At 35.5% G+C, this 23,172-nt stretch carries 23 protein-coding genes and 2 riboswitches; of the genes, 14 read left to right on the forward strand and 9 right to left on the reverse strand.

Annotation, left to right across the window (positions count from 1 at the left end; all coding sequences use genetic code 11):
* Window positions 1-58 precede the first annotated feature (58 nt).
* Window positions 59-952: a lipid kinase YegS gene (gene yegS / locus ABN256_RS03390; RefSeq protein ID WP_196554051.1), complete on the forward strand. Its 894-nt coding sequence runs from the start codon at window positions 59-61 to the stop codon at window positions 950-952.
* Window positions 953-1,001: 49 nt separating this feature from the next.
* Window positions 1,002-2,051 carry a class I fructose-bisphosphate aldolase gene (fbaB, locus tag ABN256_RS03395; RefSeq protein ID WP_109407737.1) on the forward strand — a complete coding sequence of 350 codons (1,050 nt, stop codon included), beginning with the start codon at window positions 1,002-1,004 and terminating at the stop codon, window positions 2,049-2,051.
* Window positions 2,052-2,115: 64 nt separating this feature from the next.
* On the opposite strand, the gene thiD is transcribed toward fbaB, so the two are convergent.
* The gene (gene thiD, locus ABN256_RS03400; protein WP_196554050.1) at window positions 2,116-2,913 is read right to left on the reverse strand and encodes a bifunctional hydroxymethylpyrimidine kinase/phosphomethylpyrimidine kinase; all 798 of its coding nucleotides are present in this window, start codon (window positions 2,911-2,913) and stop codon (window positions 2,116-2,118) included.
* 51 nt (window positions 2,914-2,964) lie between these two features.
* Window positions 2,965-3,053: riboswitch (TPP riboswitch) on the reverse strand.
* Window positions 3,054-3,369: 316 nt separating this feature from the next.
* Between thiD and ABN256_RS03405 the strand changes: the two genes are divergently transcribed.
* Both ABN256_RS03405 and pagP read left to right on the forward strand, forming a co-directional pair.
* Complete coding sequence (locus ABN256_RS03405) at window positions 3,370-4,014, forward strand: hypothetical protein (RefSeq protein ID WP_196554049.1); 645 nt, start codon at window positions 3,370-3,372, stop codon at window positions 4,012-4,014.
* Between the two features lie 605 nt (window positions 4,015-4,619).
* Window positions 4,620-5,255 carry a lipid IV(A) palmitoyltransferase PagP gene (gene pagP / locus ABN256_RS03410; protein WP_072068449.1) on the forward strand — a complete coding sequence of 212 codons (636 nt, stop codon included), beginning with the start codon at window positions 4,620-4,622 and terminating at the stop codon, window positions 5,253-5,255.
* A gap of 116 nt (window positions 5,256-5,371) precedes the next feature.
* Here pagP and ABN256_RS03415 read toward each other — a convergent pair whose 3' ends face one another.
* Both ABN256_RS03415 and mgrB read right to left on the reverse strand, forming a co-directional pair.
* The gene (locus ABN256_RS03415) at window positions 5,372-6,754 is read right to left on the reverse strand and encodes an amino acid permease (protein ID WP_072068450.1); all 1,383 of its coding nucleotides are present in this window, start codon (window positions 6,752-6,754) and stop codon (window positions 5,372-5,374) included.
* Between the two features lie 148 nt (window positions 6,755-6,902).
* Window positions 6,903-7,079: a PhoP/PhoQ regulatory lipoprotein MgrB gene (gene mgrB, locus ABN256_RS03420; RefSeq protein ID WP_164526450.1), complete on the reverse strand. Its 177-nt coding sequence runs from the start codon at window positions 7,077-7,079 to the stop codon at window positions 6,903-6,905.
* Between the two features lie 339 nt (window positions 7,080-7,418).
* Between mgrB and ABN256_RS03425 the strand changes: the two genes are divergently transcribed.
* From ABN256_RS03425 to brnQ, 3 genes are all read left to right on the forward strand, one after another.
* The gene (locus tag ABN256_RS03425) at window positions 7,419-7,805 is read left to right on the forward strand and encodes a helix-turn-helix domain-containing protein (RefSeq protein ID WP_006533085.1); all 387 of its coding nucleotides are present in this window, start codon (window positions 7,419-7,421) and stop codon (window positions 7,803-7,805) included.
* A 127-nt stretch (window positions 7,806-7,932) separates the two neighbouring features.
* Complete coding sequence (yidA, locus tag ABN256_RS03430; RefSeq protein ID WP_196554048.1) at window positions 7,933-8,739, forward strand: sugar-phosphatase; 807 nt, start codon at window positions 7,933-7,935, stop codon at window positions 8,737-8,739.
* 302 nt (window positions 8,740-9,041) lie between these two features.
* Window positions 9,042-10,388, forward strand: coding sequence for a branched-chain amino acid transport system II carrier protein (brnQ, locus tag ABN256_RS03435; protein WP_197269068.1), 1,347 nt, complete (start codon window positions 9,042-9,044; stop codon window positions 10,386-10,388).
* 136 nt (window positions 10,389-10,524) lie between these two features.
* Here the strand turns inward: brnQ and ABN256_RS03440 are convergent, their stop codons facing one another.
* Both ABN256_RS03440 and ABN256_RS03445 read right to left on the reverse strand, forming a co-directional pair.
* Complete coding sequence (locus ABN256_RS03440) at window positions 10,525-11,364, reverse strand: N-acetylmuramoyl-L-alanine amidase (RefSeq protein WP_196554046.1); 840 nt, start codon at window positions 11,362-11,364, stop codon at window positions 10,525-10,527.
* A gap of 98 nt (window positions 11,365-11,462) precedes the next feature.
* Complete coding sequence (locus ABN256_RS03445; RefSeq protein WP_196554045.1) at window positions 11,463-12,935, reverse strand: alanine/glycine:cation symporter family protein; 1,473 nt, start codon at window positions 12,933-12,935, stop codon at window positions 11,463-11,465.
* A 1,340-nt stretch (window positions 12,936-14,275) separates the two neighbouring features.
* On the opposite strand from ABN256_RS03445, the gene ABN256_RS03450 reads away from it, so the two are divergent.
* A complete protein-coding gene (locus tag ABN256_RS03450; RefSeq protein WP_072068477.1) occupies window positions 14,276-14,509 on the forward strand; it encodes a DNA polymerase III subunit theta in 234 nt (77 codons plus the stop codon).
* 98 nt (window positions 14,510-14,607) lie between these two features.
* Here ABN256_RS03450 and yebF read toward each other — a convergent pair whose 3' ends face one another.
* Together yebF and ABN256_RS03460 are read right to left on the reverse strand one after the other, a co-directional pair.
* Entirely contained in the window at window positions 14,608-14,997 is a 390-nt protein-coding gene (yebF, locus tag ABN256_RS03455; RefSeq protein ID WP_197269067.1) for a protein YebF, read from the reverse strand.
* 96 nt (window positions 14,998-15,093) lie between these two features.
* Window positions 15,094-15,276, reverse strand: a complete 183-nt coding sequence (locus ABN256_RS03460) for a YoaH family protein (protein WP_072068479.1) — start codon at window positions 15,274-15,276, stop codon at window positions 15,094-15,096.
* Between the two features lie 112 nt (window positions 15,277-15,388).
* Here ABN256_RS03460 and pabB point away from each other — a divergent pair, with 112 nt between their 5' ends.
* The 4 genes from pabB to mntP all read left to right on the forward strand — a co-directional run bounded on the left by pabB (window position 15,389) and on the right by mntP (window position 20,162).
* Entirely contained in the window at window positions 15,389-16,774 is a 1,386-nt protein-coding gene (gene pabB / locus ABN256_RS03465) for an aminodeoxychorismate synthase component 1 (RefSeq protein WP_349439127.1), read from the forward strand.
* Window positions 16,761-17,324 (forward strand): CoA pyrophosphatase, encoded by a 564-nt coding sequence (locus ABN256_RS03470; RefSeq protein WP_115349968.1) that lies wholly within the window; start codon window positions 16,761-16,763, stop codon window positions 17,322-17,324. The genes pabB and ABN256_RS03470 overlap by 14 nt, the downstream gene beginning before the upstream one ends.
* Before the next feature lie 185 nt (window positions 17,325-17,509).
* The gene (locus ABN256_RS03475; protein WP_072068482.1) at window positions 17,510-18,871 is read left to right on the forward strand and encodes an L-serine ammonia-lyase; all 1,362 of its coding nucleotides are present in this window, start codon (window positions 17,510-17,512) and stop codon (window positions 18,869-18,871) included.
* Between the two features lie 504 nt (window positions 18,872-19,375).
* A riboswitch (yybP-ykoY riboswitch) is annotated at window positions 19,376-19,515 on the forward strand.
* Window positions 19,516-19,574: 59 nt separating this feature from the next.
* The gene (gene mntP / locus ABN256_RS03480; RefSeq protein WP_196554042.1) at window positions 19,575-20,162 is read left to right on the forward strand and encodes a manganese efflux pump MntP; all 588 of its coding nucleotides are present in this window, start codon (window positions 19,575-19,577) and stop codon (window positions 20,160-20,162) included.
* Between the two features lie 94 nt (window positions 20,163-20,256).
* Here the strand turns inward: mntP and rlmA are convergent, their stop codons facing one another.
* Both rlmA and psiE read right to left on the reverse strand, forming a co-directional pair.
* A complete protein-coding gene (gene rlmA / locus ABN256_RS03485) occupies window positions 20,257-21,072 on the reverse strand; it encodes a 23S rRNA (guanine(745)-N(1))-methyltransferase (RefSeq protein ID WP_196554041.1) in 816 nt (271 codons plus the stop codon).
* A gap of 135 nt (window positions 21,073-21,207) precedes the next feature.
* Window positions 21,208-21,621: a phosphate-starvation-inducible protein PsiE gene (gene psiE, locus ABN256_RS03490; protein WP_072068485.1), complete on the reverse strand. Its 414-nt coding sequence runs from the start codon at window positions 21,619-21,621 to the stop codon at window positions 21,208-21,210.
* Between the two features lie 236 nt (window positions 21,622-21,857).
* Between psiE and ABN256_RS03495 the strand changes: the two genes are divergently transcribed.
* Together ABN256_RS03495 and ABN256_RS03500 are read left to right on the forward strand one after the other, a co-directional pair.
* Window positions 21,858-22,304, forward strand: coding sequence for a universal stress protein (locus ABN256_RS03495; protein WP_197269065.1), 447 nt, complete (start codon window positions 21,858-21,860; stop codon window positions 22,302-22,304).
* Between the two features lie 250 nt (window positions 22,305-22,554).
* A complete protein-coding gene (locus tag ABN256_RS03500) occupies window positions 22,555-23,139 on the forward strand; it encodes a GrpB family protein (protein ID WP_023581863.1) in 585 nt (194 codons plus the stop codon).
* Window positions 23,140-23,172: the final 33 nt, after the last annotated feature.

Consider the following 23,172-nt stretch of genomic DNA (forward strand, 5'->3'; position numbering starts at 1 on the left):
GTAATTTTCTCGATATCCATTACCTTTAAAAGAGTGATTCAATTAAAGGGATTCATCAATGAGTAAAATTAGTTTGCTGATCATTAATGGAAAAAGCGCTAACAACAGCGCATTGAGAAAAGCAGTTTACCAATTACGTAACGAAGGTTTTAACCTCCAAGTAAGAGTAACTTGGGAAGCCAGTGATATACGCCGTTTTGTACAAGAAGCTATAGATATACAAGCAGAAACGGTAATTGCCGCAGGAGGAGATGGAACGATTAATAGCGTTGTTTCTGAATTAATTCATCTTTCACCCTCATCTTTACCAACACTGGGCATTATTCCATTAGGCACAGCAAATGATTTTGCCACCAGCGCACAAATCCCTCGTGATATGGAAAATGCACTTAATTTAGCGGTTAAAGGTCGAGCTGTTCCCATTGATGTTATCTCAGTGAACAAGACGCACTATTTTATTAATATGGCATCAGGCGGTTTTGGAACCAAAATTACAACCGAGACTCCTGAAGCATTAAAATCAGCATTAGGTGGAGCTGCCTATTTTATTAATGGTCTTTTAAGTATCGATTCTTTAAAAGCTGATTATTGCACTATTGAAGCTGAAAATTTCCATTGGGAAGGCGAGTCTCTTATTCTAGCTATCGGTAATGGCCGCCAAGCTGGTGGCGGACAAAAATTATGCTCTGAAGCCTTAATTAATGACAATAAACTCAATATCACCATTGTTGAAGCTCACGAACTTCTCCCCTCTATTTTAAACAGCATGTTTGATAGCAAGAAAAATAACAAGATAATTGAGCGAGAAAGTCGCTGGGTAAACATTAGTGCTTCTCATGAAATGGTGTTTAATTTAGATGGAGAACCCCTTTTAGGGAATAAATTTGAATTTATTGTGTTACCTGAAGCGATCCACTGCCGGTTACCGCCTCAATGTGACTTGTTATCTTAATGTAGATAAATGACAATCACTCTCATCTCATCATGAACTGGAGTATGTAATGACTGATATAGTAAGTTTGTTAGGTGCTGATGCAAAATCATTATTAGACCATCGTTGCCAAACCATCCCAAGCGAAAATCTCTACCTGCCAGGTTCTGACTTTGTTGATCGTGTAATGATTGATAATAATCGCCCTAATAGCGTGTTACGTTCAATGCAAACCCTGTTTAATCACGGGCGTTTAGCGGGAACGGGTTATCTGTCTATTCTACCTGTTGACCAAGGTGTTGAGCACTCAGCGGCGGCCTCTTTCGCAGCAAACCCTCTCTATTTTGATCCAAAAAATATTGTTGAGTTGGCGATTGAAGCAGGTTGTAACTGTGTTGCCTCTACTTATGGTGTTCTTGCTTCTGTTTCTCGTCGCTATGCACACAAAATTCCTTTTCTTGTGAAATTAAACCACAACGAAACCCTAAGCTACCCAGCGCAATATGACCAAACACTGTATGCCAGCGTAGAGCAAGCCTTTGAAATGGGTGCTGTTGCAGTGGGTGCGACTATTTATTTTGGTTCACAAGAAAGCCGTCGCCAAATTGAAGAAATTTCAATGGCCTTTGAACGTGCTCATGAATTGGGTATGGTCACTGTATTATGGGCTTATTTACGCAACCCAGCGTTCAAAAAAGATGGTGTAGATTACCATGCAAGTGCAGATTTAACGGGGCAGGCAAACCATTTAGCGGCGACTATTGGTGCTGATATCGTTAAACAAAAAATGGCTGAAAATAACGGTGGCTTTAAAGCGATTGGTTTTGGTCATACTGATGAGCGCGTTTACACGAAACTCACGACTGAAAACCCAATTGATTTAGTTCGCTACCAATTAGCAAACTGCTATATGGGGCGCGCAGGATTAATTAACTCTGGTGGCGCTTCTGGTAATAATGACCTTGAAGATGCCGTTCGTACTGCGGTGATTAATAAACGTGCAGGTGGTATGGGTCTTATCTTAGGGCGTAAAGCCTTTAAGAAATCAATGAAAGACGGAGTTGCACTGATTAACGCCGTACAAGATGTTTATTTGGATAAATCTGTCACTATTGCTTAATTGCTTAATTGCTTAACTGATAGATTTGACGATAAAGCCCCTTTTATTGAGGGGCTTTTTAGTATCACCACCAGCGGTGAAAATGATGTACTGGGCCAAAACCTTGCCCAACCTCTAAACTATCCGCATGTTCTAGCGCTTGTTGTAAATAGGCTTTTGCTTGCTCAACACAAGTTTGCCAATTAGAGACTTGAGGACGAATAGCAGCTAAAGCGGCTGAAAGCGTGCATCCTGTACCGTGGGTATTTTTCGTATTAACGCGTTTTGAGGTAAATCGCCACTCGCCATCTTGAGTAAATAACCAATCAGGGCTTTCATCTTCTGTTAAATGCCCTCCTTTCATTAACACGGCTTTGCATCCTTGCTTTAGCAATGCATAACCTTGTTGCTTCATCGTTATTTCATCTTGAGCGACTTCACAACCTAGCAGTGCAGCTGCTTCGGGTAAATTAGGAGTGATCAAATCTACCAACGGTAAAAGCTGACGGATCATTTTATTAACCGCATCAGGCTGTAATAGAGGATCGCCACTTTTTGCAATCATAACCGTATCAAGCACAACAAAAGGAATGGCATATTGTTGAAGTTTCTCGCAAACCACATCAATAATCGAAGCATTAGAGAGCATGCCAATTTTGGCACTATCAATGCGAACATCAGACAAGACAGCATCTAATTGAGCAGCAACAAAATCAGGGGATAAATCATAGACACTACGGACACCACAGGTATTTTGAGCAACAAGTGCTGTCATTACTGTTGTGCCATAGACACCCAGTGCGGAAAATGTTTTCAGATCAGCCTGAATACCGGCACCACCACTAGGATCGGTGCCTGCGATAGACAATGCATTGAATCTCACTGATTAACTCCTCCTTTCACCAGTTACAGAAAAGTCGGGCTCTGTTAATCAGCAGAGTTACCTTGACTTCCCTACGCTGGCATTATCCAGATCAGGTTATACGGGTTCATCTCAGCCATAAGGCGCCCCGAGCCAAAGCCTGTAAATTCAGGCGATAAGGAGTATCGCATGCTCAAGATAAAGATGCTAGTTTGATAGCTAATCTCGATTTATAAATTCTCTATTGTTGAGATTTGTGATTCAGTAAGATAAATCAGCGAAGATTGTATATAATAAACACAAAACCAATAGCCTATATTGCACAAAGCATTAATTTAATAAATATATTTTAGCTATCTTTAAATAAGAAGAATAAAATAAATTATTTTGTTCATTTTAACGACAATCGATATATTATCTGCTAGATGAGGTATTTATAATGCATTTCTGGACAATCACACTATGCGGAGGGGCTAAATGAAAAATGAACCATCGCAACAGAATAATGGACAATCAATGCCTTATCTTATTCCTGATGCAGACTTTAATGAAAAGTTAAAACTACCAGCTAAAAATATTGAACATACACTTCAGTTTATTACCCAAGGTGTAAAAGATATTGATTTAGAAGGTTTTAATACACCAATAGGATACCGTTTAGTTAAATCATTACGTAAAGATCAATACAGACTTATCACCACAGATAAAGAAAGTGAAACAGCCTACCTTGTTGAACTTAGATTTCGAAAAGATATCGTTTATGGAAAAACAACGTGTACTCAAATAAAAGTTTGGCGTTCCCGTATACCTAAACATCGTGATGCGATCAGAGAATTGCCTCGTACTTTTTTCTGTAATCTTTTAAAAGTTCATAATATCGTCGTTACTGATGAAGAACAAACTTCTGATGGTAAAGGTTTTTGGATTGATATGATTTTATGGGCTTTTAGCAAAGGTCATTATATTTATGCTTCAGATGGAACTGAGGAAGATAGACCTCTGCACTTAATTGACAGTATTGAAGATTTCTACAATAACTGGGATGCTTTCTGCTGGGGTAAGGATCGTGATACTCATACTCACCGACTCCTTGTTATTAGCCAAGAAAAATTATCTCAATAATAAACAATATATTTCCTGAAAACGTGTGAATGATGTTTACTCATACGTTTTTGCTTTAGGATAATCTGCATAAAAAACGACATCCCACTAAAAAAACTACACAACCTAAACGTTTTATAAACCAACCTCTGTTTTTTTCTTTTTTTATTTAACTCTTCTTATTCGTTACTCTATTATCCGCTGGAAATTAATCTCTTTTTATAACCTAATGTTATTGATATTAAATTTATCTCAATATTTTCATTAAGTCATAAAAATAGCTATTTTATGGGATTTTGCTGTTGAAAATAACCAACCTAAAATTATTTCTCTTTAACCTTATTTATCAGCTATTTATTAGCAATCTAATAAAAACTTAATTTTAAATTAAAAACAATACGTTACCATTAAAAGATAACAATATTGAATGCCTCAAACAAACACATTCATAAATACAACAAACTTGTTTATTTTCTTTATAACCGATTCTTATCCCTTAAGATTTTAGTTAAGAAGTAAAGTTTCAGATACCTCTTATCTTAAATACTTGTCGATTAAATAACACTATTAGTAACGTTTATTTGTCATCACCAGAATCATAGCAATGCCGTACTCGGAGTTATATTATGTTTTCAACCTATTTTCACCCTAGCGTATTAGCAACCACGTTGTTTTCGCTTGCGTTAACAACAACTGCTTCCGCTTCTGAAAATAATTCAATCCCACATCAGATTATTACTACAGAAAATCATCAAACTACCAATAATGTATCTCAATCTAATAACGAAGAGAGTTATTGGGGGAAATTCAAACGTAATATCAATCAAACTTGGGATAACGACCAATATAACTACTATTTACCTGTTTGGACTTGGCATAACCGTTTTACTTACGATAAAGAAAAAACGGATCGCTATAACGAAACCCCTTGGGGTTTTGGTATGGGGAAATATCGTTATGACAGTGATGGTGATTGGCATTCTCTTTATGCAATGGCATTTATGGACTCAAATAACCGTGTACAACCTATTATGGGCTATGGTTTTGAGAAAATGTGGTATCCCGGTGATAAAGACGGTTTCCGAATGGGCGCAGGATTTACACTGAGTATTACTGCTCGCCATGAATATAACTATATTCCTATGCCACTGCCTTTGCCGTTAGTGTCTGTTGGTTATGGGCACCTTTCACTACAAGCAACGTATGTACCTGGTACTTATAACAATGGTAACGTGTTATTTGCTTGGTTACGTTGGCAGTAACTTCTTATTTTTGCCTATCAGAATAAGTGTGAACAATAAAAATATAGAGCATAAAAAAACGCATCATTGAGATGCGTTTTTTGTTCAATAAAGTAACTCAACCAATCTGCAGTAACTTAAATATCTTGACTTGCTTGAGCATTATCTGGCGTTTTCTTCATACGAGAAATCTTAAATCCAACCCACAAGAACGCAATCCAGAATGGCATTAAGATCACCGAAATATTCACTTGTGGCATAAATAAGATAATCACTAAAATCATGCATAAAAAAGCAAGACAAATATAGTTACCATAAGGATACCAAAGTGCTTTAAAGAAAGGCTCTACACCCTCTTTCATTTTTGCTGCTCTGAATTTTAAATTCGCCAAACAAATCATAATCCAGTTAAGCACTAACGTAGTAACAACCAATGCCATTAATAGCTCTAACGCCTGATCAGGTAATAAGTAGTTAACTAAAATACCTAATGAAGTCGCAATTGCAGACAAGAGTAATGACACAACTGGCACACCGCGTTTATTAATACGAGAAAGTGCATGTGGTGCATTACCTTGTTTTGCCAAACCATAAAGCATACGACTATTAGAATAAACACCGCTGTTATAAACAGATAATGCAGCTGTTAATACCACAGCATTTAAAATATTTGCGATTAAGAAATTATCCAAATTATGGAAAATCAGTACAAATGGGCTTTCACCTTTCACTACTTGAGTCCAAGGATAAAGTGACAGTAGCACCAACAATGAACCGATATAGAAAATTAAAATACGATAAACAACTTGGTTAGTCGCTTTCGGGATGCTTACTTTTGGATTTTCAGCTTCAGCTGCCGTGATCCCCACTAGCTCAAGTCCACCAAAAGAGAACATGACAATTGCTAATGCCGACATAAAGCCCGTAAAACCATGAGGAAAGAAACCTAATTCCCATAAATTACTTACAGAAGCTTGAGGCCCACCATTGCCGCTTGCCAGCAAGTAGCTCCCGAATAAAATCATACCAACAATTGCTAATACTTTAATAATGGCAAACCAAAACTCGGTTTCACCATACATTTTAACGTTAATCAAATTGATTAAGTTGATTGCCACAAAGAAGATAGCAACGGAAACCCAAACAGGGATATCAGGCAACCAATAGTTAATGTATTTTCCTGCTGCAGTTAATTCTGCCATACCAACAAGGATAAACATCACCCAGTAATTCCAACCAGATAAGAAGCCGGCAAAAGGGCTCCAATATTTATTGGCAAAGTGACTAAACGAACCCGCAACTGGTTCTTCGGCAACCATTTCGCCCAATTGGCGCATGATCATAAACGCAATAAAACCACCAATAGCATATCCTAGTATTACTGATGGGCCCGTCATATTAATGGTTTGCGCTATACCAAGAAACAGACCAGCGCCGACAGCACCACCCAGCGCAATAAGCTGGATATGTCGATTTTTCAGACCGCGCTTAAGTTCTGTCTGTTGCGACTCTCTCGCCATACATCCTCTTCTTTTATTATTTTATCAACTTAACGTGTAAACTAATATTTACGATTTTGTTTATTTCAAGCCCCCATTAAAACACTAATCTGACTTGAATAACAAATACATTTTATGCTAGGCGAAAAATAATAAGAAAAGCGACTTTTTAACTATGTTTGGAGGGGAATAATGTGGTAAACCGACAAAGGCCTTGCTGAAAGTCTTCTCCGCGATCGCAAAAGTTGTCTAAAGCCATAAGATAGAGACCAAAGCTAATGGCTAATGCAATAATTAAACTAATAATTATTTTCTTTGCGTTCAATTTAAAATCCTTTAAATACATTTTGTTAGTATGATTAATAACATTATAAGCATTCGCTTAAATACGATAACAACACAGAGAGTTGTTGTTATAAAATTCGCAATCAATTATCTCTATGAGTGAATTTAGCATAACTTTCATTATGAAAGATAAACGCTTCCTCGACAAAATTGAGATAATTTGCACTATTTTTCTATAAATTGTCGGCGAAATGAACACTTTTTATTTTTATTACACATTTTGCCAACGATAAGAAATAGCTATCCATTAATATGGATTTCTCTGTCTGCCACTTTTTGTATAAGATTAGGGAGTTAATTTTGATTTTTACCTTAACTTCATTGATAGAATGGAACTGTAATGCCACAAGATAATCATCTCGCATTGGTTTGCGCGCTAAGTAAATGGATTGAGGAGCATTTAGGCCGTGTTATCCATCTTGAAGAGTTGGCGGCTTATTCTGGGTATTCTCTTTGGCACATGCAGAAAATCTTTAAAGAAGTCACAGGCACCTCTTTAGGAAAGTATATTCGTCAACGTAGATTGGCTGGCGCTATCCATTTATTACGTACAAGTGAACGTTCTATCTTTGATATCGCCCTCGATTTTGGCTTTGGTTCGCAGTCTCACTTTACTTATATGTTCCGTAAAGAGTATGGCATTACGCCTTTCGACTTTCGGCAAAATCAAGAGATCGTATTAGAAACCAAACAACCCTTACATTTACAATCACCTTGTTGTGATTAACCCTTCTATTTATGTGACATTATACAGATAGCCTTTAATGTCACATAAATAATACTCTAACTATGTGATGATAGACCGCTTCGCCCTTCCTTTATCATGATTGCTTTTATTTAATATGGGGATGCTAATGAGTATTAAGCTTATCGCTATTGATTTAGATGGAACCTTACTCAACAAACAACACGAAATCACGCCCGAAGTACAAAATGCGGTTCAACGAGCAAAAGAAGCTGGTGTTAAGATTGTGCTAGCTTCGGGGCGCTCTTTTAATGGCATCTCCCCTTATTTAAAGATACTCGGTCTTGATACTTCTGATTGTTACTGTATTAGTAATAATGGAAGCCAAATTCATCAAGCAGATAATGGTGAAGTCATTATTCAAGATTTACTCAATTTTGAAGACTACCTCTATTTTGAAAATCTCTCTCGTGAGATAGGCGTTCATTTTCACGTCATTAGTGATAATAAAATTTATACAACTAATCGTCATATTAGCCATTTCACTTGCCAAGAAGCCTTCTTATCTTGGACACCTCTTTACTACCGTCCACTTAATGAAATGCAATCTGATATGTATTTTAGTAAATTTATGATTGTTGATGCTCCGGCCGTTTTAGATAACGCCATCCAATATTTACCTGCCAATATTTACGAACAATACAGCATATTACGTAGTGCCCCTTATTTTATTGAAGTACTAAATACCAATGTCAATAAAGGAAGTGCGGTTCAAAAAGTCGCTGAACATTTAAAAATTACTCCAGAAAAAATTATGTGTATCGGTGATCAAGGTAATGATTTAGCAATGCTGAAATATGCAGCTTTAGGTGTTGCAATGGGAAATGCCCCTGATGAAGTGAAAAAAGTCGCCAAATTCGTCACACTTTCTAATGAAGAGCACGGTGTTGCAGTCGCTATCAATAAATTTATTTAAACACGATCTTTTTTGTGTTTTATCGTGAATGTCTACAAAATTATATAGCATTTGTGATCCTTAGCAGAGGATCACACTGCTTTTTGACCAAAAACATAGCCTTTTATTATTCTATAATTACTGTTAAATGAGCGTTAAATCTGCCTTTCTTCTTACATATCCTTCAGAATTTGTTACTATCAATTCACTTTTCGTTATTCAAACTGCATTTTTACAACATATTCAGCTATTAAATAGGCTCAGAGTAGAATAACAAATATAAATCATTAATATATTTTCTTCACAGACAGGTAGTTTTAGTTATGCTTTCTACAAAAGACATGCTCGTTCTTGGAATGATGGTTTTCGCACTCTTCCTCGGCGCTGGTAATATTATTTTCCCCCCAATGGCGGGTTTTCAATCGGGTAGCCTTTGGTTTAGCACATCCTTAGGTTTTCTTGTTACGGGTGTCTTACTTCCTTTTCTTACCTTAGTCATTGTCGCAATTCGAGGACGTGGTGAGCGTCTTTCTGTTGATTTACCTTCATGGGTTGCTGTCATTTTCTGGGTTGCACTATATCTTATCGTAGGCTCTACTTTCGCGATGCCTCGTGTGACTAACACCGCCTATGAAATGGGCTTCCTGCCGTTAGGTCTTATTGAGAAAAATACCGCAACACACCTGACTTTCGCGCTTGTTTTCAATATTACAAGCATGTTTTTCATGCTAAAACAAGGCACGATGATCAGCGCTATTGGTAAATTTATGACTCCAGCACTGTTAGTCTTGCTGGTTGTTGTCGGCATTGCCGTTGTGGCTAAACCTATTTCTCCTATTGGAGAACCAACAGGTCTTTATGCTGTTAATGGTTTCTTCTCTGGCTTTATAGATGGTTACCAAACCATGGATGTCCTTTCTGCTATGGCATTCGGTGGTATCGTTGCGCGTGCTTTGTATACCAAAGGAATTACTGAACCACGCCAAATTGGTTTTATTACCGTAAAAGCAGGACTCATTTCAGTTTTACTGTTAGCTGCACTTTATCTATGCCTTTTCTATTTAGGAGCTACTAGCCACTCTGTTTCTGTTTTTGCAGATCCTGCACTCAATGCCACAAATGGTGGTCAAATATTCTCTCGTTATGTTGATGCCTTATTTGGCTCTGTCGGTACTTGGCTAATGGGAGGAATTGTTTTATTAGCAAGTATGACCACACTCGTGGGTGTAACAAGTGCTGCAGCTGACTATTTTGCGACATTCCATCACCGCTTAGGCTATCGCTTCTGGGTTGTTGTCTTTACATTAATGACCACAATCGTATCAACGTTTGGCCTTGATACTTTATTACGCGTAACCATTCCTGCGTTATTGATGATTTATCCAACATCAGTCACATTAGTATTACTACAATTTATTCGTAATAAATTAAAATCACCACGCTTTACCTATCGCTTTACTATTGCCATCATCGTATTAATGAGTCTTTTCGATACGTTGAAACAATTGAAATGGTTAAATGCTGATTTACTGCAATTATTTAGCTATATCCCACTTTCTGATTATGGTTTAGGTTGGGTATTACCCGGTGCGATCGCATTCGTGATTTCACTGTTCGTTAGCTTAAATCTTAAAGAAAAAAATCTTTCAGTAGAAAATACAGCGAAATAATTAGTCTATAGCTCGTAATTTGTAACACTGATTGTGAGTTCACAAAAAAAGCGTCTTCCAACTTTTATATTGGAGACGCTTTTTTCTTTTTGATTACCTATATTTTTGCTATCTATTCATCCCATCAACGGAAATTTTAAGTTCGGTATTTCTCAATCAAAGCCATTAAAATAGCTTCTGATTGAGCATCAGGGATCCCATTGGCCTTTGCTGATCTAAAATGCATTTGGAAAGCCTTCACGACTTTTTGTGCATTGTTATCTAATACGCCATTTGTGGGTGTTTGATAACCATATTGCTGTAATAGCTTTTGGAAGTTTGCAACATCAACGGGCTCAGAAGGATCTCTACCTGCTAAATAAGTTTGTACTAACTGTTTATTAGGCCAAGCACCTATTCCTTGGTTTGCTAATCGTTCCCAAGGAAATAAAGGACCCGGATCAACTTTTCTTAAAGGTGCAATATCACTGTGACCCAAAACATTTTGAGGCTCAATATCATAGCGTTCAATAATATCTTTCATCACACTTGAAATAGTCACAATTTGATCTGCTGTATAAGAATACCAATACCTAAATTTTCCATTATCACGGTAGCCCAGGTTAACTATCTCAATACCAATAGAACAATGATTTAAGCTTGTCGCTTCTCCCCATTGACTAACACCTGCATGCCAAGCAATTTGTTTTTCATCTACTAATGAAATAACCACAGGTTTTCCATCAATAGTTGAAGGATGTGTGGGAATAAGATAATGGCTACTGACTCGCCCAGCAGTGAGAACCTTCAATGAACGCTCATCATCTAGCGCGGTATAATGCATGACTAGATATTTAACACAGTCCTTAGCATCCTGCTTATTAGGGATAACTTTAGCAATATAATTGCCTCTATCAATAAATTCAGGTTGTTGAGCACAACTACTTAAGAGACCTACTACAATAAGTAATCCTATATAATACCGACTAGACCTCATTTCTGATCCTTGATTGATTATTCCCAAAGTTAAATTGTAATCAAAAAACCCATATTAAAAAATATGGGTTTTCCGTTTTGACTCTTTTTTTATATTTTTCAGTTATTGCTGACTTTTTCACACCGAACTAAAGGCTCATCAGGAATGATATTATTTTCCCATATGCCATCTTCAATATCCGCTTGTAACTCTGGATATTGGCGTATATCAAAAGTTGGCAATAAACCGGCTTGTCGTTGTTCGTTGTAATCTTTGACTAATTTTAATGCAACACCTGAAAGCAATATGATGGCAATTAAATTTGTCATTGCCATTAATCCCATCGAGAGATCAGCCATTTTCCAAACAAGAGGCATATCTGCCAAAGCACCAAACATCACCATTGCTAATACAGCTGAACGTAAAAGGAATAACCCTGTTGTATGATTACGCCCAAGGAAAATCATATTACTTTCTGCATAAGCATAATTGGCAATAATCGAGGTAAAAGCAAAGAAGAAAATAGCAATAGCAATAAAGGTACTTCCCCAACCACCAACACTTGATGACAGCGCTAATTGTGTCAATTGAATGCCATTAATGCCTTCAGGATAACTATCGAGTACTCCTGATGACAAAATAATCACTGCTGTTGCGCTACAGATAACCAACGTATCCATAAATACGCCAAGCATTTGAATATAACCTTGAGATGCAGGGTGTGGCGGATAAGGTGTTGCAGAAGCGGCGGCATTAGGAGCTGATCCCATTCCTGCTTCGTTAGAGAATAAACCCCGTTGAATACCTTGAGTCATTGCTTGGCTAATACCGTAACCTATCGCACCAGCGGCAGCTTCTTGTAAACCAAAAGCACTTTTAAAGATTAAAAGGAAAACATCAGGTAAGCGTTCAATATGATCAGCAACAACCCAGAAGGCTAATAATAAATAAGCAGTTGCCATAATAGGAACGACTAACTCTGCAACACGAGCAACCCAACGTAGACCACCAAAAATAATAAATCCGCTAGTTACCACTAAAAAGATGCCAACATAAAATGGATCAAAATTAAAGGCTGATGCTGTTGCTTGCGCAATTGAATTAGCTTGAACCGCATTAAAAACTAAACCGAAAGCAATGATGAGGAAAATAGCGAAGAGAACGCCCATCCAGCGCATTTTCAATCCCTTCGTCATATAATAAGCAGGTCCCCCACGATAATTACCCTCATCGTCTTTTGTCTTATAAAGTTGTGCTAATGTACTTTCAATTAAAGATGTTGCCATACCGATTAGAGCAACAACCCACATCCAAAAAATAGCACCAGGCCCGCCTGCCGTTAATGCAATAGCGACACCGGTTAAATTTCCGGTTCCTACTCGCGCAGCTAAGCTTGTACATAACGCCTGAAAGGAAGAGATCCCTGATTTATCTGACTTATGGCTATTTTTTAAAATAGAGAACATATGACTAAAATGTCGGATTTGTATAAACCCAGTACGGATAGTAAAATAAATACCGACTCCTAGAAGTAAGTAGATAAGGACATATCCCCATAAAATGTTATTTGCAAAGTTTATTAGCCCAGTCAAATTAATCCCCCTGTATAATAACGTATATAACTTATCCTTACATCGCTATTGAAATAAAAACGAATAAACACCGTATGATTGAATCAATTAATGATCCGAGTATGTCTTTATGTAATATCAAAAGTTGCTGTGTAAAAAGCGAATTAAATGTAACACAAGATTATACGATATGTATATTTTTTGTTTATTTTTTTACATGTTAGTATTTAAATTTAATTATCTCATTAACTAAAACGAACAATATTAAAAAATAAAAAAAACATACATATCATTAAGATAAATAAATATTTCTTAATTTCATTAACTCAAAAAAGAAAAATTAACACTTTAATAATTAAGTTAATCAGTCATTTTAGAAAAAAAACATATAGCTTAAAAAAACATCAGCAAATAACTTTACTTATATCTAAAATAAATTTAAAAATGAAAAATAAAAACGATTCGTTAAAGTAATATCTTGAAGCTTGGATTAGCCATTCTGATAATTAACATTTAAGAAATAAGATTTTTATAATCATTAACAATAAACATTTTATATTATAAAATCAATAAAGTGCTTTAATATTAATAAGGTATTATAGTAAAACAAAACGTATACTTTATAATTTCTCTTATAAACCTATCTAAATATTTAAATTTAAATATATCTTTTTATTTCTCATTTTTACGAATGCCATTGATTGGCATCCTTTCTCTTTTTTATTCACTTACTATTCATTAATAGCACTCCTTTTTTTTGAATACTAATTAAAGAGTATTAAATATTTATTTCATATTAATAAAAAAATGAAGAATCACGTAAGTTTACCTATTAACCATTTAGTTAATTTTATTTATACTATGTTTTTCCCTGGTGTTGTATTATTTTTCGCCCTGTTTCCCCAACAGGGCATTTTTTTACATCAATATTTCAATATGTTACCCCCCACTTTTATCAAGTAATATAAAACAAACACATAGATCCCCCCTACCCAATAAATTAACAATATTTATCTATTTTTGATGCAAACTTCTCTGTTTTTTTCATTGATCTAAATCAAATTAAAGATTAGATTTATTTACTCTTTGTAGAGGTAAATTATTTTTTAGTCTATTTTAAAATCAATTTAATTATGTGTATAAATGTAATTTTTATCATTTTCATTATTAGAATTACCCATAAAGTAGTATAACAATTAGTAAATATTTATATTTTATTGTTATATTTAATGGTGCTGATTAAAAAATATTCTAAATAATGCGTATGTTTTTTATCATTATATAATGACTAATATCTTTATTTACTTGCATTAATAAGCATGCTCTTTTACTTTATTCATATTGTTATAGGGAGGAAGATGATGGGTTATAACCTTTCAGAATTAACACAAGAAGAAAAAGACAAAATAAACGTAAGCTTAGCAGCTTCAGGAGTTGCCTTTAAAGAGCGATATAATATGCCCGTTGTTGCTGACGCAGTTTTACGAGAGCAACCTCAAGCGCTCCATGCTTTTTTTCAAGAAAGACTAATGTTTTATCGAGCAAGAAGCCAACACTATTCTCGTTTACCTTATGAGCCTCAAGCGAAAAAATAATAGCACTTTTTTGATAAAATTTAATGACAAAAAAAGAGATAAACTTAAGTTTATCTCTTTTTTTCAATCAGTTAACAACGAAAAACACCACTTATTCATTATTTAGGTGAAACATAAGTGATGGTATTTTCATCGCAATTAACTTGAACGTTGTAACGAAGGTCTGTTCTCGCCCCACGAACATTCAATACCATCTGATAGTTATTATCCATCTTGATAACTTCATTAGCATTGATACTTGCTACAGGTTTCGGACCCAGTGCCTTTTTATCTTCTTGCCAACGAGGAAGACGATTCTGTAGATAATCATTCTTCACTCTAGCAACAAGTTGGTTGTTGTCTAAATTAACGCAACTTGCAAAAGGCGCAGAACGTACAACATCTTTATTAACATTATCGACACTTTCCGCAGATGCTCCAAAAGAAACAACAAGTAAAAGAGCGACACCAAGTATCCCTGTTTGACCTGCTAACTTGCTTAATTTCATATAACCTCCCGAAAATATCCCTTAAAACAGGATGTGTTTCCATTAAGCATAGCATAGGGTTAACAACATATTTGTGACATTTGTTAAAAAAATGTTTTATTCATTCTCGTCATCAAATATGATAGAAACCGATTCACGCGTTGTGTGCTTTTCTCTTAATTCCTGAGCAACCAACTGAATAGCCTCTCCACTGCTCATTCCCTCAGCCATAAGAGATTGAATTTTTTCTACTGCTTTTTGTTGTTCTTCATGTGTTAATGTAGGCATTCCTAGAAACATAATGTTACTCTTATCTTTATCAACTTCTATTTTGTATTTACATGAATATAATCTTTTTGATTACAATTCATTGTGCGAATGATACAACATACTTTGTTTACATGGTCATAAGATGGATATGCAATTACAACAACGTGAGCTCATTTATACTCCAGATCTAGCACTACGGATATTCTCTCCCATCGCTTCATTGCCTTGGTCTAGTTTACTTCATTCTGGCTTTGCCGAACATCCTCATAACCGTTTTGATATTATTGTCTCTGATCCTCTTGTAACTTTAGAAACTCGCAAGCAAACCACAACGATTAAAGAAAAAAATGGTGCAATCAGACGCTCTAAAAAAGATCCATTTACATTGATCCAACAAGAACTAGAACAGTTTAATTTTCATCCAGAATACAATGACTCATTGCCGTTTTTAGGTGGGGCTTTAGGTATTTGGAGTTATGACTTAGGTCGTCGCATTGAAAAACTACCTGAAAACGCTAAAAATGAACTCAATTTTGCAGATATGGCTATTGGAATTTATGATTGGGCTTTAATTGTTGATCATAAATTAAAAAAAGCCACTTTAATTAGTTATGACAATATTGATGAGCGATTGCAATGGCTAGAAAACCAAATATCCACATTGATTGATACTCCATTTGCATTAACCACAGACTGGCAATCGAACATTAGCAATGCTGAATACAACGAAAAAATTGCTAAAATTCATCAATATTTACTTTCTGGTGATTGCTATCAAGTTAATTTGGCTCAACGTTTTTGCGCAAGCTATGTTGGTAGTGAATGGAATGCATTTTTAACATTAAATCAAGCAAATAAAGCACCTTTTTCGTCTTTTATGTGTTTGCCCAATAATTTTGTGTTAAGTGTTTCACCAGAGCGTTTTATTCATTTAGCTGATAGTAAAATAGAAACACGCCCAATAAAAGGAACTCTGCCTCGCAAAGCAACCCCCGAAGAAGATGATGAACAAGCTTTACTGCTCCAAAACTCACGTAAAGATCGCGCAGAAAATTTAATGATTGTTGATCTTATGCGTAACGATATAGGAAAAGTTGCCGTTACAGGTTCCGTTAAAGTACCAGAACTGTTTGTTGTTGAACGTTTTCCAGCGGTACACCATTTAGTCAGTACTATTACAGCACAACTTCCCTCACATCTAACAGCAACCGATTTATTAAGAGCTGCGTTTCCCGGCGGTTCGATCACTGGCGCACCTAAGATCAGGGCAATGGAAATCATTGAAGAATTAGAGCCACACCGCCGTCATGGATATTGCGGTGCCATTGGCTACATTAGTTTTTGTGGCACAATGGATACCAATATCAGCATCCGTACTTTATTGACAGAAAAAAATAAGATTTACTGTTGGGCGGGTGGCGGTATTGTCGCTGATAGTGTTGCTGAAAAAGAGTACCAAGAAACATTCGATAAACTTGGGCAAATATTAACTGTTTTAAATGAGTCTACTGTCGATGACACCCATTGATACTTTTATCAATCGTTTTCAACTCACATTACCTAATGATAGGGTAAATCAGCCACTTCATGCTCAAAAAACGGCAGCTGTATTGCTGCCGATTATCAATAAACCTAATCCAACCATATTATTAACAGAACGCGCATCAACATTACGCTCTCATGCAGGTCAAGTCGCTTTACCTGGTGGAAAACGTGATCCTGAAGATAATAACCTTATTGAAACCGCACTCAGAGAAGCTCACGAAGAAGTTGCTATTCCCCCCAATGCTGTTTCAGTGATTGGGCAATTACCTCCATTGCAAAGTTCAAGTGGATATTTGGTTACTCCCATCGTGGGTGTAATCCCAGCAGGTTTATCTTTACGCCAAAACCCAGCTGAAGTTGCGTCTATCTTTGAAATGCCATTAAGTCACGTGCTCAATGCACAACATTATCAGCCACTCGATTTTCGTCGTTCAGGCGAAAATCATCGGATCTATTTTTACCCTTATAATGGACATCTTGTCTGGGGATTAACGGCAGCTATTTTACATAAACTTGCTTTACATATCACTTAAAGCGTTATTTTCTGTTCAGCTTGTGCTTTTTATCATCGCCTTCACAACTCTACTTAGCTATTTTAAAAAAATGTTGTAAACTACATCATTAACGGGACGATATAATCGTAAAAACGATCCCTTTACTATAAATAACTATATTTTATTCTTTTTTAACCCTCTCTCTTATTATTAAGGAGTCTGACGTGATTAGCGTTTTCGACATGTTTAAAGTGGGCATCGGACCATCTAGCTCTCACACTGTAGGGCCAATGAAAGCGGGTAAAGAATTTGTCGATGATTTAGTCAACCAGGAATTGATTGCGTCTGTCACTCGTGTAGCTGTTGATGTTTACGGCTCCTTGTCTTTGACAGGTAAAGGTCACCATACTGATATCGCTATCATTATGGGCTTAGCAGGTAACGCACCAGCTACTGTCGATATTGACAGCATCCCCGGTTTTATTCGTGAAGTTGAAGAAACAGGCAAACTTTCATTAGCGAACGGTTTAAAAGTTGTCGATTTCCCAGCAGAAAGCATGCATTTCAGTAATGACAATCTCTCATTACATGAGAATGGTATGACTATTCATGCTTTTGCTGGTGACAAAGAAATATATAGAAAAACTTACTACTCTATTGGTGGTGGTTTTATTGTTGATGAAGAAAATTTTGGCAAATCAACACTTAATAGCAAACCTGTTTCATACCCTTATGCTAGTGCAGAAGAGTTATTAAAGCACTGTAAAGAAACGGGTTTATCCATTTCTAGCTTAATGATGAAAAACGAGCTAGATCTGCACACCCAAGCTGAAATCAATGCCTATTTCGCTGATGTTTATAAAACAATGCAAGAATGTATTGAACACGGTTTAAATACAGAAGGTGTATTGCCAGGCCCATTACGTGTACCTCGCCGTGCGGCTGCATTAAATCGTTTATTAACATCAAGCAACAGCTTATCAAACGATCCAATGAAAGTCGTTGATCTCATTAACATGTTTGCACTGGCCGTAAATGAAGAAAACGCAGCAGGTGGACGTGTTGTAACTGCACCAACTAATGGCGCATGTGGTATCGTGCCAGCAGTATTGGCTTACTACGATCGTTGTATCGAACCTGTGACACCAGAAACCTACTTACGTTATTTCTTAGCATCAGGGGCAATTGGTATTCTTTACAAAATGAATGCCTCAATCTCTGGTGCTGAAGTGGGTTGCCAAGGCGAAGTCGGCGTAGCTTGTTCAATGGCAGCTGCGGGTCTTGCTGAATTATTAGGTGGAAGCCCAGAGCAAGTCTGCATTGCTGCTGAAATCGGTATGGAGCATAACCTCGGTTTAACGTGCGACCCAGTTGCAGGACAAGTACAGGTTCCATGCATCGAACGTAATGCCATTGCTTCAGTAAAAGCAGTTAATGCGGCACGTATGGCCATTCGTCGTACCAGCGAACCACGAGTTTCTCTCGATAAAGTCATTGAAACTATGTATGAAACAGGTAAAGACATGAATGCTAAATATCGCGAAACATCACGCGGCGGTTTAGCAATAAAAGTACAATGTGACTAATTAACCTTATTTTAGTTAAAAAGCCATTCATTTTGAATGGCTTTTTTATTACTATAAATTTTATTTTTAATAATCACTTAACCTATAGATAATTAAAGAAAAAAATAAAATTAATAAATTAAATTAAAAAACACTTTTTTTAAAAAAATCTATTTTTTATTTTTATCTGATTATTAAAAACAGAAAATAAACATTAAATATAGACTCATTAAATATAGGCTTATTTAATATTCATTTAATATTTGAAGAAATTAAGCTTATTATCTTTAGGTGTATTACTCTCAATTAAAAAAAATATTTTTTTATTATAAATATAATTATAATCTATTGTTTATTACATGGTTAATAATTTATCACATTGAAACTTATCATTTTTTTAACATTTAAAAAACGTTTCTAATATATTTAAAATCGCCAAAGTTAATAATGATAATTATTATCAATATCATCTTTGAAATATAATAAATAATATGTTGCCTTTCAGAAATAATATGTTATCTTCTGCATCAAGTCATTGGGGAGTAGCCTGTCTTAAAATAAGACTTAATTATTTTAAGAAATCTGTGTCAACATACTCGCTTATTTTTATTTAGCGTGGTGCAGATGCCGTAATACGGTTGGCAAGACCATAGACACATAATTGTACTTCTTTGGTTGGGGGTCAATTGTGTGTATATGGAAATACCCCAACCGAGGCTTTATTATGAGTTTCTACGCTACTATCATCCTCGCCCTTGCTCTTTCTATGGACGCATTTGCTGTTGCAGTCTGTAAAGGTGCCACATTACATAAACCTCGTTTTCGTGAAGCACTCCGTACTGGATTTATATTTGGTATTATTGAAGCCAGCACACCCGTTATCGGTTGGGCATTAGGTTTATATACTAGCCAATATATTATTCAATGGGATCACTGGGTGGCTTTCGGGCTATTATTTATTCTTGGTAGCCGTATGATTTATCAAAGCCTAAAACGTAGTGATGAATGTCCTTGCGAAGACGACGCACCACAACGCCATGGCTCACTCTCATTAATTGCAACAGGCATAGCAACAAGCCTTGATGCAATGGCAATTGGTGTTGGTTTAGCATTCCTTCAAGTAAATATTGTTCATACTGCGATGACCATTGGCATGATGACGATGATCATGGCAACATTAGGTATGCTAATTGGGCGCTATATTGGCCCAGTGCTTGGGAAAAAAGCAGAAATTATTGGTGGGATCGTATTAATTGCTATCGGCTTTAATATTGTATTCGAACATCTTGAATTATTTATGTACGCTAAATAATCACCAATTTAACAGAACACAATAAAAAGCTTAGGTTTGATATCACGCCTAAGCTTTTTTATTTACATCATAAATTATTTATTGTTTTTCGTTATTAAGCACGACGTTGATAAACACGAATTAAAAAATCCGTTTCACATTCAAAACGTTCACTTTCAGATAATGACTGTTTCACTTCTTCACTTGCTCGCCATGCAAACGGCGTCATTTGTAATAAATCAAATGCCTGCTTACCGTTTAAATTCATCATATAAGCAACTTGATGTTCAGCCACTTTATTAAAACCATCAAATTGTTCTTCTTTTAATGGATGAAGATGTACTTCTGAATAAATCAGTGCTTTTAGCTGGTATAAATGGCGAGGTGCAGGAGTGACTGTAATAATATATCCATTATTTACAATAACTCTGGCTAATTCATCACTATTACAAGGTGCATAAATACGAATAACCGCATTTAAAGAAGCATCACAAAATGGCAAACGCTGGCTTGAAGCCACACAAAAATGGATAGATGAATAACGTTTAGCTGCATATTTAATCGCAACTTTAGAAACATCTAAGCCATACACTTGTGGATTATGTAATTTTAAATTTTGATAAAACTGGTGGGTGTAATAGCCTTCGCCACAACCAATATCCAATACAACACTATTATCTATAGGCAACAATGTTTGTAGTAAATCAGCCACTTTATCTCTCATTGGCTGATAAAAACCTGCATCTAAAAACTCACGGCGAGCATTTATCATTTCAGCGCTATCACCCGGCTCTTTCGAGCGTTTAAATTGCACTGGTAGTAAATTTACATACCCTTCTTTCGCACAATCAAACTGATGATTATTTTCACATACCCAACTGTGAGCCCGAAGAGAAAGTGCCTGGTGACATAATGGACATTGATAGGACATAGTAATATTTTTGTATAACCCCTAATAAAATTGAGAGGGATAATAACATACCTCTCTCAATCTTGCGGAAACCTTATTTTATTCTTAAGACTGTTTTTTATGCTCAGTAGCTAAGTAAACATAAATTATCGATTTTTAAGTCCGTTTTAACTTTTCAGTATTGGCAATAAATAATGCGATAACTAGCAGTAAAATTGCGCCTGATTGGATTAAAGTATCCACAGAATCTTTGTGTTCAACAATAATCAAACGCACAATTGCAGTAATACCGATATAGATGAAATATCTAAGCGGGAAATGCCCTCCAGATAAAAAATATTTAACAATAAGCGCAATAAACTCAAAATAAAGAAAGTAGATCAAAATGCCTTCTAGTAATTGATAAGATGACTCTTGTGCACCTAAATTAAATAATAATGAAGCAATTACATAAGTTTCTTTGATAAGAAAACTGACTAATACAATTGCTAAAATAAGCAATCCAATATTAAGCACCCACTGTAATATGGTGGCAATACATTTAAGTAAGTCTTCGCTTGATTTTCTCATATAAACTATAACCTAGTGAGATCATTCCATGGATGTGTAAAAATAATAAAAATAGCGATTAGGCAATTGGCTAAATTTTAAAGGATTTACTCGTTCACCACACCATTTTTTTATCTTTTAGAGCCTAAAAACCCAAAATAATGATGCAATAATCGCAATATTTGCTTTTAAATTTCAACTTGTAAGCTAATTTACTTATACTTACTTTAAGGGCTAATTTATTTAAAAGGTAGACTATGGCTAACAAATACCTTGTTGCAATTGATTTATTAGAAGATAACAGAATTCAACGAATGATTGCTGATATTCACTTCCTTGCCTCAAAACCAGAAAATTATTTCCATTTTATTACAGTTATGCCTAATTTACGCTCTTTAGAAGCTTATGGGCTTAATTGCGATAGCATTTCCGTTGTTGAGAAAAAGCAACAAGCTCTAATTTTACTAACTGAAAAATTAGAGCAATGTGTAAAACAACAATTTAACTTACCTAAAGAGCAATACCAATGCCATGCTGTTATCGGCACACCTAATTATAATATTCTAGAGTTAGCAGAAAAAATTGATGCAGATACTATTATTATAGGTTCAAGCTCACGTAACCAACGCAATATATTGCTGGGTTCAACAGCGGATTATATTGTCAATAACACCTCACGTTCAGTCATGGTTATTCGCAAGTAAAACCATTAACACGCTTTTCTTTTGGCAATAATACTGCATCAGTTATTGCCAAAAGCATTGTTTAATCTTCTGCCTAAATAGCACTAAATGCACCTTAAATTTTTCATTTTAAATAGTTAACTTGCTAGAATGCAGGTCAAAAAACAAAAATTTCATCTCTTTTTTATCGCAACTTCTGCTTTTATCCTAAATGTAATTTCAATAAATTTATTTTCATTTTCTATCTGCCAAAACCTTAAATGAGATATTTATGAATCAAGATCTAAAACAGAAAATCAGTACCTTTGAAGAAGGTTCTCCTGATGAAAATCCATGGGTAAATGGCAAACCAACACCAAGTGTAATAACGATTGAGCCATATAATAAATTATGGGTAACATTATTTAATCAACAAAAAGAACAGATTATCCAAAAATTAAAAGATAAATGCCTAGCTATTGAGCATATAGGATCAACAGCAGTACCTGAGTTAAATGCAAAACCGATCATTGATATTGATTTAATTGTTGCTGATCCTGCTGATGAACCAAGCTATATTCCTTGGTTAAATCAGTTAGGCTATAAACTTACGGTGAGAGAACCTTCATGGTATCAACATCGTATGTTAAAACTAGAAACACCTAATGTGAATCTACATGTATTTGCACCTAATTGCCCTGAGCATCTTAGACATATTTTATTTAGAGATTGGTTAATTAATCATAAAGAAGATAGAGAGTTATATATAGATGCAAAACTCAGTGCAAAAGAAGATGTTGAAAATGTACATCAATATAATCAGAAAAAAGATCACATCGTAAAAATGATTTATCAGCGAATTTTTGATTCCCTTTGAACGACTTATTCTCTTTTTTACTTCATATCCTCA

It is taken from the genome of Proteus sp. fly-1008 (genome assembly GCF_040140305.1).
Taxonomy (GTDB): domain Bacteria; phylum Pseudomonadota; class Gammaproteobacteria; order Enterobacterales; family Enterobacteriaceae; genus Proteus; species Proteus vulgaris_B.

Bases quoted from the DNA above. Each gene is read 5' to 3' on its own strand.
- ABN256_RS03415 (WP_072068450.1), bottom strand. From the start codon at position 6,754: ATGGCGAGAGAGTCGCAACAGACAGAACTTAAGCGCGGTCTGAAAAAT.
- ABN256_RS03500 (WP_023581863.1), top strand. From the start codon at position 22,555: ATGAATCAAGATCTAAAACAGAAAATCAGTACCTTTGAAGAAGGTTCT.
- rlmA (WP_196554041.1), bottom strand. From the start codon at position 21,072: ATGTCCTATCAATGTCCATTATGTCACCAGGCACTTTCTCTTCGGGCT.
- ABN256_RS03440 (WP_196554046.1), bottom strand. From the start codon at position 11,364: ATGAGGTCTAGTCGGTATTATATAGGATTACTTATTGTAGTAGGTCTC.
- yidA (WP_196554048.1), top strand. From the start codon at position 7,933: ATGAGTATTAAGCTTATCGCTATTGATTTAGATGGAACCTTACTCAAC.
- psiE (WP_072068485.1), bottom strand. From the start codon at position 21,621: ATGAGAAAATCAAGCGAAGACTTACTTAAATGTATTGCCACCATATTA.
- yegS (WP_196554051.1), top strand. From the start codon at position 59: ATGAGTAAAATTAGTTTGCTGATCATTAATGGAAAAAGCGCTAACAAC.
- pagP (WP_072068449.1), top strand. From the start codon at position 4,620: ATGTTTTCAACCTATTTTCACCCTAGCGTATTAGCAACCACGTTGTTT.
- mntP (WP_196554042.1), top strand. From the start codon at position 19,575: ATGAGTTTCTACGCTACTATCATCCTCGCCCTTGCTCTTTCTATGGAC.
- ABN256_RS03470 (WP_115349968.1), top strand. From the start codon at position 16,761: ATGACACCCATTGATACTTTTATCAATCGTTTTCAACTCACATTACCT.
- fbaB (WP_109407737.1), top strand. From the start codon at position 1,002: ATGACTGATATAGTAAGTTTGTTAGGTGCTGATGCAAAATCATTATTA.
- pabB (WP_349439127.1), top strand. From the start codon at position 15,389: ATGGATATGCAATTACAACAACGTGAGCTCATTTATACTCCAGATCTA.
- yebF (WP_197269067.1), bottom strand. From the start codon at position 14,997: ATGAAATTAAGCAAGTTAGCAGGTCAAACAGGGATACTTGGTGTCGCT.
- brnQ (WP_197269068.1), top strand. From the start codon at position 9,042: ATGCTTTCTACAAAAGACATGCTCGTTCTTGGAATGATGGTTTTCGCA.
- ABN256_RS03460 (WP_072068479.1), bottom strand. From the start codon at position 15,276: ATGTTTCTAGGAATGCCTACATTAACACATGAAGAACAACAAAAAGCA.
- ABN256_RS03405 (WP_196554049.1), top strand. From the start codon at position 3,370: ATGAAAAATGAACCATCGCAACAGAATAATGGACAATCAATGCCTTAT.
- mgrB (WP_164526450.1), bottom strand. From the start codon at position 7,079: ATGTATTTAAAGGATTTTAAATTGAACGCAAAGAAAATAATTATTAGT.
- ABN256_RS03425 (WP_006533085.1), top strand. From the start codon at position 7,419: ATGCCACAAGATAATCATCTCGCATTGGTTTGCGCGCTAAGTAAATGG.
- ABN256_RS03495 (WP_197269065.1), top strand. From the start codon at position 21,858: ATGGCTAACAAATACCTTGTTGCAATTGATTTATTAGAAGATAACAGA.
- ABN256_RS03450 (WP_072068477.1), top strand. From the start codon at position 14,276: ATGGGTTATAACCTTTCAGAATTAACACAAGAAGAAAAAGACAAAATA.